Origin of the sequence: Diaminobutyricimonas sp. LJ205 (genome assembly GCF_009755725.1) — a bacterium.
Classification (GTDB): Bacteria; Actinomycetota; Actinomycetes; order Actinomycetales; family Microbacteriaceae; genus Ruicaihuangia.
Genome location: NZ_CP046619.1, coordinates 934,491 through 950,583 on the forward strand (window position 1 = coordinate 934,491; position 16,093 = coordinate 950,583).

The following is a 16,093-nucleotide window of genomic DNA, read 5'->3' on the forward strand; positions in this document are numbered from 1 at the left end:
TCACCATGGCGGACGTGCTCGCGAAGCTGGCGACGGTTTTGTCGTCGATGCAGGCAACGAGCGTAGCTGCATCGTTGGAGATCGACGGGCGATTGGACTACGCAGTCGGCACCTTGCCTGGCACGTCGGAGCATCCTGCAAGCCCCTTACTCAAAGAGGCTTTGGCTCGCCTGGGGGCTCCACCAGTGTTGGCTGCAGTGCTCCGAGGGTATGCTGCTGCCGGTGCGAAGGCACCGAACCCACCGCGCGCGGTTTGGAGCGGGCCAACGTTCGATGGTGACAGCGACCACACCACCGCCGCAGTTGCACATTTGATCGATGAAGCGCGGGAAGACGTGTTCGCGTCGACGTTTTCCGCTTCGCTCGGGTCACCGTTCGTCGACGCACTCTGGCGTGCAATCGCCAGGGGAGTCTCTGTGACAGTCCTGCTGGACAGTAGCGAGCGGATGGCATCCACCGCAGCGATGCTCATGAAGAAGCTCGATGGGGCGCGATTCCTCACGTATGTTCCGGAAGGTTCGTACGGGCTGCAGCACTCCAAAGTGGTGATCGTTGACTCCGCGGCTGCGCTCGTCACGAGCGCGAACCTCAGCGGGGCCGCCGCGCATCGCAACCTAGAAGTAGGTGTACTGGTGCGGGATCCCGAGTTTGCTTCCAAGCTGCGTCAGCGGTTCCAAGCGCTTGCATCGCAGAAGACACTCGTGAATTTCGCCTGAAGTCACCTTGCCCTTACACAGGCATCGCCCGCGAGGCACGATGGGGATGTGGGCAGGCAGGCCGAATCCTGGGCATCGAGTGCGGGAACTCGCCGATCCATGCAGGGAAACCGATCCCGCGACACGAACGCCGAACTTGCCGTGCGCCGCTTGCTGCACGCACGCGGGCTTCGCTACCGGGTAAACGACCGACCGGTGCCTGAGCTGCGCCGTACGGCTGACATCGTGTTCACTCGGCAAAGGATCGCTGTGTTCATCGACGGTTGTTTCTGGCATGGATGCCCGGAGCACTACACGCGACCGGGCTCAAATCAGGAGTTCTGGGACGCGAAGGTCACTCGAAACAAAGTCCGCGACGCGGACACTGTTCACGTGCTCGAAGAACATGCCTGGACCGTGCTGAGGTTTTGGGAGCATGTGCCTGCGATGGAGATCTCGGATGCGATCGAGCGGACAGTGGGGCTGCACCGTGACCCGTGAGTATCACCGTCATTTGTTGCGAGTACATCGAGTCCCGGCAGGGATGAGCGAGAGCCGGTGCCCGATCGGGGGTTCGATCCTTCGTATCACACAAACGGACCGAGAGACCGAATGCACCCTCAAAGGTTGCACCAGCTGTAACGGCAGCTATCGCGTGACAGCGGGCTCGGCCGGGCAGGCTTCGAGGATCATCGAGATAGCGTCATACTCCGCCGGCGTGACCCACAGACCGTATGCGGCTTTAACTGAGACTTGGCGCGCTACGTACTGGCACCGGAAACTGTGGTTAGGGGGCAGCCAGGTCGCGGCATCCCCAGCTCCCTTCTGCTGATTTGCGGCGCCATCCGATGCCAAGAGATTGAGCGGATCATTGGCGAACTGAATGCGCTGCTCCTGCGTCAGCTGCTGAGCGCCGGTCTGCCACGCGTTCGATAAGGCAACAACATGGTCAATCTGAACCAGGGCCGACTGCGGACCTCTCACGAATTGAATTGTCCTGCCTGTGTACGGATCATTGAGCGTCCCAGATCTAACAAGGCAGGTGGCATCAATCACCGCAGCGAGAAGGTCCCGCGCCAGCACGTCATTTCGGGTATCGCATCCGTTCAATTCGACGTCGAACCACGCCTGGCCAAACAAAGCTTCGCGATCGTAACCTGTCGCGGGTGCTCGCCCTTTGACCTCGAGCTGCTCAAGCACGTCGCGCGCCAACACTGTGCTTTCGGCCGTTGCGGGCGCTTCTGGCGGGGTGGAAGTGGGCTCGGCGGTACGACCTGTCGGTGGAGCGGACGACCTTGGTTCGGCCGTATCGGGGTGCGGCTCCAACCCCATCGTGTTATCAACCACCTCAATGTTCGAGACCTCAGATGGGCGATCAAGGCTGAGGAGAACGATGCCAGCGGCCAACATCGTGACTCCTGCGACACACGCCGTGATGCGAATAGCCTGCGACCCGAGTAACGCCCACGTGAGACGGCGTCGAACCAAGGCTGTTGTCGCGGTCAGCGTCATGGCAAGACCCCAGAGCAGGAGAAGCCCCGCGAAATCTCCGATCAGGAAGGCTGGCGCTGACGACATGAAAAGCGTGCACAGCACGACCCAGGTGTGCCAAGGCGCCTCGCGCCAGGGCGTCCAGAGCCGCCACGCGGGAAGTCGTCTTGAGACATGGCCCTCGTCGGACGACGTCCCGGATTTTTCTGACTCCACCCAGGCAACCGGCGGGTTCTGGCTAGGCGCCTCATTTGTTTCCCACCAGTCGTCGCCCCCGTTCGAACTGACGCGGGTTACTCGCCCGTCAGTACCACGTGGCACCGTCGATCCCGTCACTCGTCACTAAGGCCGGCGAATCCAGAATCTCATTCGCCGAAGCGGCATCCGCGCTGCCTACGAAGGGGGTCAGTTCGATCGCAGGAAGTCTCCGGGAAATATCGACGCGCACGGCTGTCGGCCCGACAGACTCCCGCAGTTCGACGGAACTCTCGATCCTGTCGACCCGCGCTCCAGTCGGCATCCATGCGACCGAGGTATCGACATAGTGGAATCGCTTCTGTCGAGCGGCCGGGGTAAAGACGTCGGTTACAAACGCAGTGTTCTCAGTGGCTGTGACTTCGTAGAAGGAGGGCTCTGAAGCTCTCACGTCATCGCCATAGCGCCCAATGCGTCCGACCACTCGCTCCGGCAACTCGAAATCGCCGTTGAGTACTGCGGAGCGTAGGTGCTGATGGGCATGGTCGGTGAGAATTTGGCGCGCTTCACCTGACGCAAAGAAGTGCTTGAGGCGGGCTCGCGGGCTGGAGGGACTCTCCGACGTGTCGAGGTCCACCGAGCGGTAACCATCGTCCGAGCCGGTCACCCGTTCGGCATCCCACGCATCGTAGGCGTCGTAGAACTGCCGCGACGCCCAGCCCGGCTTGTAGACAAGGGACGCTGCTTCCACGAGCACAATGATCGGGATATCTGAACCCGATGTCGGCTGACGCGCCACGCCCATTGATGCGGGCAGTGCGTCAATGACTTCTTCAGGGAGATCTTCGTACTTCGACCCGAAGGCGGCCCATGGACGATGCACGATCTCGCCCAGGATCCGAGACCAGTCTTGCAACCCGCGGTACAACATCTCGAGGCGTGCCTTCTCCTGCCCGGAGTGGACATACGCATCTTTGCTGCTGCGGAGTCGTGATATTCGGGCCTGGACATCCCACTCATAGCGGAGGACTGCCTGATAAAAGGCATGGTTGCCGAGGATCAGGATGATGAGAAGCAGGCCAAACAAGATGGCAAGAGCGATCGCCATTTGACCGGTCGATAGGCGAAACGGTTCAAGCACGTCGGGCAATCTCGGTGCGTATCGCAGCAGCGCGACGATTCCGCCCAGCACCAGCCACACCGGCAGTGAGATCGCCCATAGCCGGCGCAGACTCGTTTGTGCGGCCTTCAGTGCCGCGGCCGGGGGAGCATCGCTCCGTAACTGCTTGAGTACGTCCTCCTGTGTCTTCGCGTGCTCGTGGATGCGTCGACCGACGTCATCACCGAGGCGGAATGCGAGCGATTCTGAGATGTCGTGGTACCACACATCGTAGGCATCCGACTCTTTGAGCCACGCATCTCGCTCCCGTTCGGCGGCGGCAACCTCGGCCTGAGCCTTTCTGATCTTCGCTAGTGAAGCTTTCGAAGGTGCACCGCGTGATCCGGATTTTCGCCCGATCTTGGTGTCACCGGCAGAATCCTCTTTCGTTTCGGCGGCCGCGGCGGCTTGCTCCTTGCCTTCCTCAGACATGGCGAAGTCCAGCTTGGCCTTCGCCGCCGTCACGTGGCTCTTTGCGACGGCGACTTCAGTCTTGACGTGCTCGCGGTACTCCTGGACTTGCATCGGATCGTCGGCATGGATTTCGTTCTTCTGTCGACCGATCCAGCGTGTTTCTGGAAGCGCGACGATGTGTCCAGGAGGAACCACCTCACGCTTGCCGGCCTGTCTCGGTTCGGGGAAGTCGCCCAACTCACCGCCGTCGATCAAGCCGAGCGCAATCTTTCGCAGGAGCCCCCAGGTGCCAGGCATGGCCGCCGACGCTCGCGTCGACTGCATCCGCAGCTCGCGATCGATGCCCTCGCGCTCCTGCGCGATCAGTCTCGCCGATGCTCTTTCGAGCTCGTCGACTGGGCGTGGTCCGAGCGTGACCAGAATTCCCGCTCCACTGCCCGTCAACGCTCGAGTCGCACCACGTTCGGCATGCTTGCGTCCAAACGTCAACGCCCACGACAGGAGTGCCCACGTAGTGCGGACGTTGAAAGCGGTCGCAGTCGTGAACGCAGCTCTGAATCCCTCGTGGCTCTTTCGAGGTGAGTCGTTCGACGCGGAAGGCATCTTCGATGCCCATCCGTCTCCATGCAGGATGTGTTCAGTGGCAGACGCCACGATCATCCCAGGCTGGACAGCCGGACGTGCCCATGACAGCAGCTGTACGGCTTCCTGCGTAGCGGTCGGTTCAGGGTTGAGCACCTTGGCGCCGATGGCGTCCACAACGTCCTCGCCGATGACGGAGCGAACCGTGACTCGCGCCACGACAACGTCACCGTCCTGGGTGGTTGAGTCGGTGACAAGGTCGTCCAATACCCCTGCGTCGACTCCTCGAAGTATTCCTCCGATTGCGGCGAGTGATGCTGCGGCGTGGCCTGCGAAGTTTCCCGGGTGGCGAACAAAAATGCTTGCCCGGTCGAGGTCTGGGCGGTCCTCGGGCGAAATGACGACATTCACGTTCCATTGGGGTTCGAAAACCCCTGGGTCGGCGCTGGTCGCTCCGCTTGAGGGGATCACCACGACCGACCGGTGCAGTCTTGCAGAACTGCCCAGTGGATCGTCGGCTCGGCGGGGAAGTGTGGACTTTACCGCCTCGGCAACTGAGCGTGCCGCTTTAATGAGATCCGTATCGGTCGGCGCGTCGCTGTTGAGCACCAGGTGCGCCGCCGCCACGCGCACGCGATCGAGTCGGAACCGGCCAATGTACTCGAACAGGTCGACGGATCGGGTTCCCTCAGCGTGAATAAGTGTGGCGTCCACAGAGGGCGGACCGGACATGTGCTCGACGACATCCCGCGGGGTTACCCACAGGGACGGCGCGAGAATTCCGGCACGTGTCCAGGACTCGACCAACGACCGCACCTCGTCGGCGATTGGGTCTGCGCCGACGATAAACGTCGTTATGGAGGACCTGGTCAAAAGAACACACTTCCCGCGGAGACGGGCTGAACCGAATCAACCGATCGTCGTAGCGCCCCGAGGGAGGCAAGGATCTCGTTGCGCAGTTCGTACGATCCCGGGAAATCGAGCAGCTCCGTCCGTTGTGCGATGCGCGCAAAGTACGTCTTGAAGTTCGTCATGAGGTCGTCCAGCTTCTTTGCGGCTTCGTCACGACGGACTTCCCAATCGGCACCGGAGTCGAGGCCGCTGGCATCTGTGCCGTCCAGAATCCACGCGGCAAGCTCCCCCGGAACTTCCTCTGGGCTACCCGAACCGAGAACGAGCATCCGTTCGTAGGGTCTCATGGGTGCCAGTGACTCTGTCGAGTTCACTTCAAGCATGGCAACACTGACTGATTCTAGGAGTGCGGGAAGGAGGTCTGGACCCGGTTTCACGGCGGTCAGTGTGGGCCACGGGAATGCCGCGTAGTCGCCTCCCTCGCCTATGTTGGCGGGCACGAATATTTTGGCGCCGGTGTCGGTGACTTCCAGTTGGTTTAGCAGGCTCGAAACGAACCATCCGCGAATGAGCGAGTCCAGGACGCCCGGCGAGAACGGTAGAGCCTCAGGCAACGGACGCGCGCGACGCCAGCGCCAGAACTCAGCACGCTGATCAGGCGCTTTGTTGCGGGCACCCCATTCGCTAGCGATGGGGCGCATGAGGCTGTTGAAAACCACGGGCTCGTATGGCTCGCTGAGAACGGTGAAGATGTCGATATGCGCTCCGCCAGCATCGCTAAACGCCTTGGTGATCTCTTCACTCCATTGGCCACGAGCTTGAAGGGTCTTCTGCAGAATCTCGCGTGCGGGTGAGTTGTCAGGCAAGGGAATCTCACTGAACGATGTCGAGTAGCTGACCTCATGCCGATCATGCACTTGCACTAGCACCGACGTGTTGATATTCGCGAGCGGGGCACCTGCGTTCAGTGCAGCGATCAGCTGGCCCTCGAAACGCTGAAGGCGCGTGGTGATCTCACTCGGACTGATCGTTTCCGGGTTGAGATACTCGCGGAGGCCCTCGGCCATGTAGTTGCCGACGAGCGTGCCCGGTCGGTGCAGCCATTCCCGGCATCGATGGATCAGGTCCTCGGGGGAGGCGAGGACCTTAAAGCTCGCCTTCGAAGGAGTGGCAGTGATAGAGACATTGACCTGGTGATTCTTCGGAGCCCATTTCCGCTCCTTCGCGATGAGCTGCTGAACCCCGGACTCAACCGAATCGGTGCCCAGTACAATCTGGCGCTCCGCAAGCGCTCGACCCTCGGTGCCGGTCGGCGCATCGAGCGTTCGGCGAACGAGGTCCGCGAGGAGCTCGTGGTAGTTGTCCGCCGGCTCGAGGAGGAACTCGTTCGGGGCGGGCTTGAGACGTTCCGGCACCGTGTCCCCAGCAGGCCAAGTATCCATCTTGGAGCTTCGTGCTCCCCGACCCGACCCGCGCGCGTTGGCGAGCGCATCAATGCTGTGCTCGATGGCCTCGAGAAGTGGATGAATCACATTGCTTGCGAGGTCGTCGATGAACTCGGCGGCCAGTTCCCGAATCTCGGCTTCCTGCTCCTGGAGGAAGGTATTCACCGCGCGCTTCACTGCTTCTTCCAGACGATCGGTCGTTCGCAGGATGACGGCCGTGTCCTGATCATCGATGGCGCCGCGCACCTGCTGGTCGACGTCCGCTGCCCAGCGCCGCTGAGCCGCAGCCTCGCTAACAAGCTCCTCACGGACTTGCTTGATCTCGGTGCCCAGCCTGCGGAGCAGTTCAGCCGTTACCGGGGCACCGGCATGAGCGACATAGCGCGCAGCAAGAGAGGGGAGATGATTCTGAATATGCTCGACCCAGGCTTTGCCCTTATCAATCCGCAGCGCAAGTTGTGCAGTTTGAAAGCTCGAGCGGCGGTCGTTGACGAGATTCCGAATGCCACGTCGCACGTCAGAGGCTCTCGCCCCCCTCTCAGGAATCGTTTCCCGGATCTTGCTTAGTACTTCGGTGTACACGGCCTTGAGGTCAGATTTGATGCTGTCCGGACGAAGTGCATCGATGATCTGATTGCGGTCTTCACCACGCTCGTCCAGGCCTGAGGCATCGAGGAACCCGCCAAATACATCGTCGGCGGTTTCCATGATCAGCTGCTTCTCGGTCCGCTCATCGCCCCGAGCGCGGAGGGTTTCGTGCTGACGCAGGAAGCGTTCCACAGCGGTACGCGCCAGATGCTCCGATGCGTACTCCTGGAAGCGATCACGGCCGAGGCCTACTCGAGCTGAGCCCATTGCGATGAACGGCGTTTCGGTCCCCTGCGTGTGCAGGGGGAGTTTGTCGGGAACGGATTGAGCAGTCGCAGCCCACTGTGCCTGGGTGTACGCAGCCATCCGGTCCTGCAGCGTCGCACTTGACATCCAAGACGCGAGCGAACGTCCCATGGCTAGGTAGATGTCGTTCTGGGTCTTGTAGGTGACGCTCTCGTTGCTCGCCCCGACCAGGAACGGATATCGCGGGCCAAGACGTCTCGCGGAACCGAGCTGCACGCCATACTTGGCAAACAGCTGAGTAGTGCCTTCGGACGGTCCCTCTTCGTTCCAGTATCCGCTTAGTAATTCGGCAATCGCAGCAAGGGAGTTGGGCCGAACTCCCCGCCGCGCTTCCTCGGGCAGGTAATCAAACACATCCGGGGCGTACAGGATGCCGACGATCTCATTCGCCCATTTATCACCTAGGGCTCGAACCGCGTCGCAGACATCGATGACCGCGCCGGATCCCGTTCCGCCCGCGATTGAGGAGACAACCACCACTGTCGGTTCGTGCGAGATCGAGCCTGACGAACTGCCCAACAATGTGCTGACGGCCTGCAGCTCGCCAATGACCTCGGCGCCTGTGAGCTCGCGCCGCGCTTTCATGAGTGCATCACGGACACGCTCGACTCCCGCAACCGTAATAACACGGCCGAGTGCGCGAAACTGGCCTGCCCCCTTACTGGCCGGAATGTTTACCCGATTCGGGTCGGGTCGCCAGCCACCGAGCGCATCGACGATGTGAGAGCCACCGGATTGGACCATCGCGGCGTCGATTGTGCGGTAGTCGAGTCCAAGGCCGACCATGCCCTGATAGTCACGCTCGGGGAGTTGGCCCGGCAGGTCGGGGTCGTTGCCGTCTGCCACTGTCGGCACGTCGATGTGAAGAAATTGCCACGCCTTCGGCAATTCGCCTTCCCAGCCGGCCTGTTCGAGTCTACGCACGAGGTTATCTCGAACAATCCGGAGCGTTTTGCCGCCAGAACCGCCAACGCCAATAAGGAGGAAGGGACGAAGCATGCTGTATTCCTTTTCGGGTACTCGGGACCTTTAGTCCCAGAAATTGATGGTTGGGGAGGGCGGTGCGTCAGGTTGGTCATCGAGCTCGCGGACGACGGGGTGGGTGGGCGGGGCAACATCTGGCGCCTTTTTAGGCTTTCGAGCGAACCGTTTCCCGGTTCTGGGGGAGGCCTCGCGCAGTGTTTGCAGTGGCCTCGCACTGTCGTCATCCCAGTCCATTGAGGGGAGTGACTCGATAACAACGCCGTCGGTACTGGGTTGGCGCTCAGCCGACTCTGACGCGACGACGACCGAAGCGGTTGCCCCAGCTCTCGCGGCTCTGGCCGCCTTCACTGCATCGAGAATCCGCTCCCACGGAGCGTTCTCAATCTCAGAGATGCGCTCGTCCAGCACCGAAGAGACCCCGTCGGGAGAGTCGATTATGGTCACGAGTTTGCCTCGGACCGACCCGTCCTCATTGGGGGCTGGCGCTGGCTCCGCGACGAACACGAACCCGAGCGTTCCTGGAAGGCGCACGGGTGCTCGCTTGCCATCCAAACCGATCATCAGCTGGTCGCCTCCGGGGACCACCACGATCCCGTCGTCTGTCTCGACGTATGGCTGTGCCTGTCGTAACGGGAACCAAGGGAAGGCACGTTGATAGTTGAGACCAGCCGCAGCGAAACGGGGCACTCGGCGTTTGTTGAGGAATCCGATGGGCTGGAAATCCTTAGCAGCATCCAGAAGGATTGGGCCATCGGCCCTCGTCACTCGCGTGGCCGTCGCGACAACGGGCACGGACGCCACTCGTGCGTCGGGACCGAGCACGAACCGCTCAGCAACCCGGCGCGAAATGTCAGCAGTCGCCCACGCCGCTCCCAGCGCTGCAAGCACTAGGAGGAGGGTCGAATACCATAAAGCCCCTCTATCGATCGGGCGAGTCATCGTCGTTTCGAAGGGGATGCTGACCGTGATGGTTTGGCTGCCATCCATTTCCTCAAGCCGCACGTTGAGCGTGCCCTCCACTCGTCCGTCCGCTGGATGCTCCGGCGAAACGACGATCTCCAAAGGGACGTCGGTGTTTGCAGGCACGTCTATGCACTCGGATCCTGACGCCCGGACGTCAAGGTCGCCAGCGCCAGCTGGCGACCCGACTGTGACGCTATCGAGGCAGGCACGGGTTACACCCGAAGTTCCACCGGTGAATGTAAGAACGCCGGTCGACGTTCCGCTTCCCTCGATTGCGGGCAGGAGAAGCTTGCTTGGGAGCACGGTCGGAAATGACGGTGGAAGCCGAGTCGCGAGTTCGGTGTGCCCCGTGACCGGCCCAAGCTTGATGTTGTGTGCTGCGGTTGTTGCGTGCGCGGTTGCGTCCACGCGGAGCGTCGGCGGAACCTTCGCGCTCGGAACTTGAACCGTCACGTCCCAGGCATTGCCGTTACGGACCGCCTTCAAGCTTTCCCCGCCGAGGCTGATGTCGAGGTCGATCGAATCGAACATCTCGAAGTCGATCTCGCGCCCGTCGCTGTCTCGAGGGACGACCCGAACCAGTCCCTCCTGGCCGACGAGAAGCTCATCCGGTGCCTCAACGTCGAGGGTCACACCCCACGAGTAGTAGACATCCACTACGGCCATGGCTGATGCTCCGGCAGCGAGGATCCATTCGCCACTTTCTGTAGCCCTCGGGACCTTAACATCGACGGTAATGAGTCCGTCATGGTCATTCACGATGACTTTTCCGCCCTTTATTTCCTTCGCGCCGGGATCCAGCGTCGCGGTGCTCCCGTCCGGGGCGGTGAGCGACGGAGTTTCGTTGCTCGAGAGGCGCTCCATGATTACTTGAAACCCTGCGATTCCGGGATCGACCGGAATCCGAAGCTTGCCCTCAACGCACAGCGAGTCGGGGCACGTGGCGCTCAGTCCGCGAGTGGCTCCATTGAGCATGGCGGTGGCCTGTGCGAAGAGAAGCCGGATCGCGCCGGCATCATCTGCTCGGAGGTAAGCGCCAGTCGATGAAGTAGAGGGGATTGGCGCGGTGCCGCACGATTCGCCCTCCCCAGTCCCTTCAGCAATTGACTTCAGTCGCTCGCGATCCTGATCGGTCACGCTTCCGCGGCCCTCCGATGTGAAGAGAGCTAGGGCAATCACGGCGATGTCGTTGGTTCGCAGGCCATCAGCGATCCCTTGGGGTGCGCAAATTTCGGCTCGCAAGGCGTCAGTGTCGGGGCCGACGTCGAGTTTGCCATCCGTGAACCAGAAGACGACTTTGCAGCTTGCTCCATCAAGCGCGGCGGCCTTCTCATCGAGCGCCTTCTGAGCGCCGCGTAGGGCTGCTCCGTAGTCGGTGAACTTGTCGCGATCGCGATCAGGCAGCGCTGTGGATGCCGCGCTCTTGAGTGAATCGAGATGTGTGTCCCTGACGGCACCCCACCCGACGATCTCGTCATACGAGGAGCCGAATGTGGCGAGACTCGCTTGCACGTCGAGTTTGCTCGAGGAGGACCCACCCAATTGCGCGAGGGAATCGAGCGCGGTCAACACCGCGCCCGCACGCTTATCCGCTGGGTCTGTCTGACGAAGGCTGCCGGAGGAATCAACCACGATCGCGGCAAGAAGGTGATCGCCAGTTGCGGCGCAGGCCGCGATGTTCGCAAACGCTCTGGCGCCGGTGTCGCTGAGTTCAGCTGCGGCCGCGCTCGTTGCACCCAAACCGACCATCATTGCAACGACGGCCATCACGCACGCGATACGGGCGCGAACTTTCCTCCGAGGGGCGCGGCTTCTCATTGCTTTGACAGCTCCAGCGCGAGCAGAACAGCGTTGGTGAGGCCCGCGGCCATGCCGATACCCAAGCCAAGGGCGGCAAGACGATCGAGGCCCGGCTGTGGGAGGAACTGAGGGTGGCCGCGGTGCGCGTTGCGCAATGCGCGATGAATTGAGACGAACACCGTCGCGACGATCGCCCCGAGCAGGTATCCAGCCAAGAGCAGTGCGATCGAATCTGGCTCCAGGCCGAATGCGTTCACCGCAGCCAGACCTACAGACACTGATCCTGCCGCGATGGTCGCTGCGAGCGGCCACCACGGTGTCCGGATGCGCGCGGCATTGGCGCCGTGGGTAATCCCCCCCATTGATTGCCTCAATTCGCTCGACACTGAGGGAGTGAGTCGCTCAACACCCCATACCCCTGGTTGCCCGCCCCGACAACCCGGCTGAATGGGAGCCTACGACTCCCGGTGGGAAAACGGAAACGCCTCATTGCGCAACCGAGCATCATTGGTGTCCTCTTTCGGGTTCGGACTACGGATGTATGAGTAAGCATGCTGGACCACCGACATTTCCTCTACTCTGATTGGGGTTCTTATCGGACCGCGAGCGAACTGAACGCACCCCTAGCAGTGCGGTGTGGCGCGAAGCCGCGCGAGCCAACTTCTAGGACTCGTCCTCCGCGGCTTGCTGCCGCTCCGTCTGGGTGAAGCCGGTTCTCAACCCGGTCGTACGCAGGTCAGTCATGTAACGACTCACGGCGTGCGCCGAGTACGCGATCTGGTCAGGTGCTGCCTCGAACGTCAGTGCGCTGTCGGCGTCGATGCCGAGCGCCCGACCAGTCATGACCGCGTCCTGATTGGCGCCGAGGAAGACGAAGTCCCAGCCGTACTTCTCGGATTGCTCGACGACGAGCGTACGCACGAGATCCAGCGAGTACTCCTGGCTGGAGTTCTCTTCGCCGTCAGTGACCACGACGACCTGCACGGTCGAAGGTCGAGCGTGTTCCGGCATCCCGGCGAGCGTGCGACCGAACTCGGTAATGGCGATGCCGAGTGCGTCGAACAGTGCGGTGCCGCCGCGCGGTTCAAGCTCGATGCGCACGGAGGTGGGGTCGGCGAGGGAAAACACGTGGTCGATCTGATTGTCGAACTGCACGAGGTCGACGGTGAGTAGTCCGGGCGCGGCCGCCTGCTCGGTGACAAGGGTGGTGAGCGCCTCGACCATCTCGTCGCGAATCGAGTGCATGGAACCGCTGCGGTCAACGACGAGCAGCAGGGCGGTGTAGTTCGGGTCGGTCATGACGAGCTCCTTCGGGTAGAGGCGACGCCATGCCGGCCGCACAGCGCTGCTCGTGCGGGTCCTGAAAGGAAATCACGCGAGCAAGATTCAGTGTGAGGGGAACCACTGACACTCGAGGGATAAGAGGGCCGAACCTAAAAGTTCGCCTCCATGAACGTGAGTCGCTCCACTCGTTTTGCCGTTGACGGGTGGGAGTCCAGCAGGGCCGACAGCCACCCCCGACGCAGGGGGTTGGCGAAGAAGAACTGACTCGTTGCCGCAACTGGCCGTGCAAGCTGGCTGCCCTGGGCCTCAATCTTCCGCAAAGCCCTAGAGAGACCGTCGGGATGCCGCGTCAATTCGGCCGCGGACGCGTCCGCAAGGTACTCCCGCTGGCGTGACACCCCTGAGCTGATCAGGGGTCCCAGCAGAAACGCTGCGGTGCCGAAAATCGCGGCCAAGCACAACGATCCGATCCCGAGGGTGAGCGCGACCATCGCTGCCCCGCCCTTGGCTCGGGTTCCGATTAGCGCCCAACCGATGAACGCGAGTGCGGCGGCGATGGCGGCCACGGAGCCGACCAGCGCAAATGTGGTGATCTTGACTCGGCTGTCGTAGTTCACGATGTGTGCCACCTCGTGCGCGATCACACCCTCGAGCTCTGTGTCGTCGAGTAGGCGTAACGTCCCTCGAGTCACGCCGACGACCGCGTCATCCGGACGCATCGCCGCGGCGAAGGCATTGGCTGCGTCATCCTCGATCACGCACACGATCGGCTTCGGGATGCCTGCGCGGATCGCGAGCGTGTCGACGACTCGGTGCAGGCGCGGTTCCTCGCTCGGCCCCACTTCGACGCAGCCGGCAGACCGCGCTGCGTGCTTGGTCGCCGAGCGCAATTGCCACCACACGTAAACCCCACAGAATGCGAGCAGTACGACGAGCGGCCACACTGAGGCTGAACTGATCGAGAGCCACGCGCCGATGCCCGTAATCACGAGCGCGAAGAAAACAATGAGGGTGACACTCCACCTCTTATTGCGCGCGATCTGCCGATACATCCGGCTCACGGTAGCGGTGCGAGTGTCGCCCAACCAGCCCCTGATCACGGGACACCATCTGAAAGCGCCGCAGAATGTCGGTGGTTGCGTCCACTCTAGTAATTAGAGCACGATCGATCTAACTATCGAGGAGTCCACATGGCCACTACCGAACTCACCTCCGCCCAGCTCGACCGCGCCGCCGGCGTCATGCTGGCCACCGCCTGCGGTGACGCGCTCGGCGCCCCATACGAGTTCAACTCCGCGGCATCCGTTGCCCGCATGCTCGAGGGGCTGGACGCCATCCCGATGAAGGGCGGCGGCGGATTCGGCTGGGCGCCCGGCGAGTGGACCGACGACACCTCGATGGCGATCCCGCTGCTGCAGGCGGTCGCGGACGCCAAGGACCTGCGCGACGAAAGCGTGCAGGACGAGGTAGTCGCCGCCTGGATCGATTGGGCGCGCACCGCGCCGGATGTCGGCAGCCAGACCCGCGCGGTGCTGAGCGGTCTCGAGCCCAGCGCTGCCGCGGCCCGGGTTGCCGCGAAACGCGTTCACGACGCCACCGGACGTTCCGCTGGCAACGGCTCGCTCATGCGCACCGCGCCGGTCGTCCTCGCCTACCTCGACGATCCGGCGGCGCTCGCCGACGCAGCGCGTGCCATCAGTGATCTCACTCACTTCGAGACGGATGCCGGCGACGCCTGCGTGCTCTGGACCCTCGCCATCCGTCACGCGATTCTCGCCGGTGAACTCAACGTGCGGGCGGGTCTCGATGCCCTGCCGGCGGGCCGGCGCGGTCGCTGGGCGACGCTGCTCGCCGAGGCCGAGCAGAAGGTTCCTGCCGACTTCCAGCGAAACCCCTGGGTCGTCGAGGCGCTCCAGGGTGCCTGGTCGGCGATCGCAACCACGACTCAGGATGGCACCGCGACCCACCTGCGCCGCGGCCTCGAAGCCGCCGTGCGCGGCGGCAAGGACACCGACACGGTGGCCGCGATCGCCGGCGGCCTGATCGGCGCCCGGTACGGGGCGTCCGCGGTTCCGTCTGCGTGGAAGCGGATCGTGCACGGCTGGCCCGGTCTGCGCGCGCGGGACCTGATGCGGTTGAGCCTGCAAGCGGTCGGCGGTGCTGCGACTGAACGCATCGACTACGCGGGGTATGGCGACATCGCGACCCTGGTGCGGCACCCGCACGACGAGGGCGTCTGGCTCGGCGCGGTCGGCTCACTCGACGCGCTGCCCGATGAGGTGGACGCGGTCGTGTCGCTTTGCCGGGTGGGCACGGCGCAGGTTTCGTCGCGGATCGAGCACCATGTCGAGGTGTGGCTGATCGACAAGGCGGAGCCGCACCACAATCCAAACCTGGACTTCGTGTTGACGGATGCTGCGGACGCGATCGCTGCGCTCCGAACCGAGGGCCGAACGGTGCTGCTGCACTGCGTGCAGGCGCAGAGTCGCACGCCTACGGTTGCGGCGCTGTATGCCGCTCGGCATAAGGGTGTTCCGGCGGGGCAGGCGCTCGCCGAAGTGAGCGCAGCGTTGCCGGCGGCTTGGCCGAACCCGGCGTTTCGCGAGTTCCTGCGCGAGCTGTGACGCAGGGCGGCGGCGTGGTTTGCACCGCCGGCGGCGAACCGGCGCTACCCGCGCCGGAACAGCCGCGCAGGCTTCCCGACCGTGCCGCGCTCGAACTCGCCGGTCTCCACGAGCAGCGGTTCCATCTTGCGGCGGAACGCGTCGCGCTTCGGCGTTCCGTCCGGGTCGATCGCGCGGTGCAGGCGCTCCAGCTCGAGGAGCGTGAATTCCTCGCCGAGCAGGCCCTCAGGGTCGGGTTGTTTCGAATAGTCGGCGCGTAGGCGGGCGACCGCGAGTTTGACGATGTCGTCGTGGTCGAACGCGAGGCCCGTGGCATCCGTCACCGGAATCACCGTGACATCTCGAAGCGCGACATCCGGCACCACGACGGCGTGCACCACGGACATCACCCAGCCGCGATTGTCACGGCCGGGCGCGTCGAAGACGTGCAGCTGGGTGGGGGAGAGACCTTCGAGGCCCACCTTGTCCTTGAGTGACCGACGCACGGCGTCGGCCAGGGTCTCGCCCTCGTGCACGAAAGTGCCGGGCAGGCGTCGCTTCGCGCTGTGCGGCTTGCCAGCCTCAATGACGGCAACCGAGAGCTCACCGTCACGCACCGTCAATACCGCGGTGTCGACCGCGACCGATGGGCGCGGGTAGTCGGTGAGTGTCTTGTCGTGGCTGTCTTTGTACGTCACTCGCCAATTGTCGCATGTATGCGCTAATCTCTAA

At 63.0% G+C, this 16,093-nt stretch carries 11 protein-coding genes; 3 read left to right on the top strand and 8 right to left on the bottom strand.

The window, feature by feature from the left end; all coding sequences use genetic code 11:
• Positions 1–14 precede the first annotated feature (14 nt).
• The gene (gene drmC, locus GO591_RS04445) at positions 15–716 is read left to right on the top strand and encodes a DISARM system phospholipase D-like protein DrmC (RefSeq protein WP_157155702.1); all 702 of its coding nucleotides are present in this window, start codon (positions 15–17) and stop codon (positions 714–716) included.
• Between the two features lie 48 nt (positions 717–764).
• Positions 765–1,196, top strand: coding sequence for a very short patch repair endonuclease (locus GO591_RS04450; RefSeq protein WP_255446930.1), 432 nt, complete (start codon positions 765–767; stop codon positions 1,194–1,196).
• A 147-nt stretch (positions 1,197–1,343) separates the two neighbouring features.
• Here GO591_RS04450 and GO591_RS04455 read toward each other — a convergent pair whose 3' ends face one another.
• The 7 genes from GO591_RS04455 to GO591_RS04485 form a co-directional block, all read right to left on the bottom strand.
• Entirely contained in the window at positions 1,344–2,207 is an 864-nt protein-coding gene (locus GO591_RS04455; protein WP_232466272.1) for an HNH endonuclease family protein, read from the bottom strand.
• Positions 2,208–2,490: 283 nt separating this feature from the next.
• Positions 2,491–5,409 carry a hypothetical protein gene (locus GO591_RS04460; protein ID WP_157155704.1) on the bottom strand — a complete coding sequence of 973 codons (2,919 nt, stop codon included), beginning with the start codon at positions 5,407–5,409 and terminating at the stop codon, positions 2,491–2,493.
• Positions 5,406–8,726 carry a tubulin-like doman-containing protein gene (locus GO591_RS04465; protein WP_157155705.1) on the bottom strand — a complete coding sequence of 1,107 codons (3,321 nt, stop codon included), beginning with the start codon at positions 8,724–8,726 and terminating at the stop codon, positions 5,406–5,408. Before GO591_RS04465 ends, GO591_RS04460 begins: the two co-directional genes overlap by 4 nt.
• A 30-nt stretch (positions 8,727–8,756) precedes the next feature.
• Positions 8,757–11,441 carry a VWA domain-containing protein gene (locus GO591_RS04470; protein ID WP_157155706.1) on the bottom strand — a complete coding sequence of 895 codons (2,685 nt, stop codon included), beginning with the start codon at positions 11,439–11,441 and terminating at the stop codon, positions 8,757–8,759.
• A 47-nt stretch (positions 11,442–11,488) separates the two neighbouring features.
• Positions 11,489–11,860: a hypothetical protein gene (locus GO591_RS04475; protein WP_157155707.1), complete on the bottom strand. Its 372-nt coding sequence runs from the start codon at positions 11,858–11,860 to the stop codon at positions 11,489–11,491.
• 277 nt (positions 11,861–12,137) lie between these two features.
• Entirely contained in the window at positions 12,138–12,773 is a 636-nt protein-coding gene (locus GO591_RS04480) for a vWA domain-containing protein (protein ID WP_157155708.1), read from the bottom strand.
• Positions 12,774–12,907: 134 nt separating this feature from the next.
• A complete protein-coding gene (locus tag GO591_RS04485; RefSeq protein WP_157155709.1) occupies positions 12,908–13,810 on the bottom strand; it encodes a M48 family metalloprotease in 903 nt (300 codons plus the stop codon).
• Positions 13,811–13,948: 138 nt separating this feature from the next.
• Here GO591_RS04485 and GO591_RS04490 point away from each other — a divergent pair, with 138 nt between their 5' ends.
• Positions 13,949–15,382 carry an ADP-ribosylglycohydrolase family protein gene (locus GO591_RS04490; RefSeq protein ID WP_157155710.1) on the top strand — a complete coding sequence of 478 codons (1,434 nt, stop codon included), beginning with the start codon at positions 13,949–13,951 and terminating at the stop codon, positions 15,380–15,382.
• A gap of 44 nt (positions 15,383–15,426) precedes the next feature.
• Here GO591_RS04490 and GO591_RS04495 read toward each other — a convergent pair whose 3' ends face one another.
• Positions 15,427–16,059 carry an NrtR DNA-binding winged helix domain-containing protein gene (locus GO591_RS04495; RefSeq protein ID WP_157155711.1) on the bottom strand — a complete coding sequence of 211 codons (633 nt, stop codon included), beginning with the start codon at positions 16,057–16,059 and terminating at the stop codon, positions 15,427–15,429.
• Positions 16,060–16,093: the final 34 nt, after the last annotated feature.

Bases quoted from the DNA above. Each gene is read 5' to 3' on its own strand.
- GO591_RS04455 (WP_232466272.1), bottom strand. From the start codon at position 2,207: ATGACGCTGACCGCGACAACAGCCTTGGTTCGACGCCGTCTCACGTGG.
- GO591_RS04465 (WP_157155705.1), bottom strand. From the start codon at position 8,726: ATGCTTCGTCCCTTCCTCCTTATTGGCGTTGGCGGTTCTGGCGGCAAA.
- GO591_RS04470 (WP_157155706.1), bottom strand. From the start codon at position 11,441: ATGGCCGTCGTTGCAATGATGGTCGGTTTGGGTGCAACGAGCGCGGCC.
- GO591_RS04480 (WP_157155708.1), bottom strand. From the start codon at position 12,773: ATGACCGACCCGAACTACACCGCCCTGCTGCTCGTCGTTGACCGCAGC.
- GO591_RS04485 (WP_157155709.1), bottom strand. From the start codon at position 13,810: ATGTATCGGCAGATCGCGCGCAATAAGAGGTGGAGTGTCACCCTCATT.
- GO591_RS04490 (WP_157155710.1), top strand. From the start codon at position 13,949: ATGGCCACTACCGAACTCACCTCCGCCCAGCTCGACCGCGCCGCCGGC.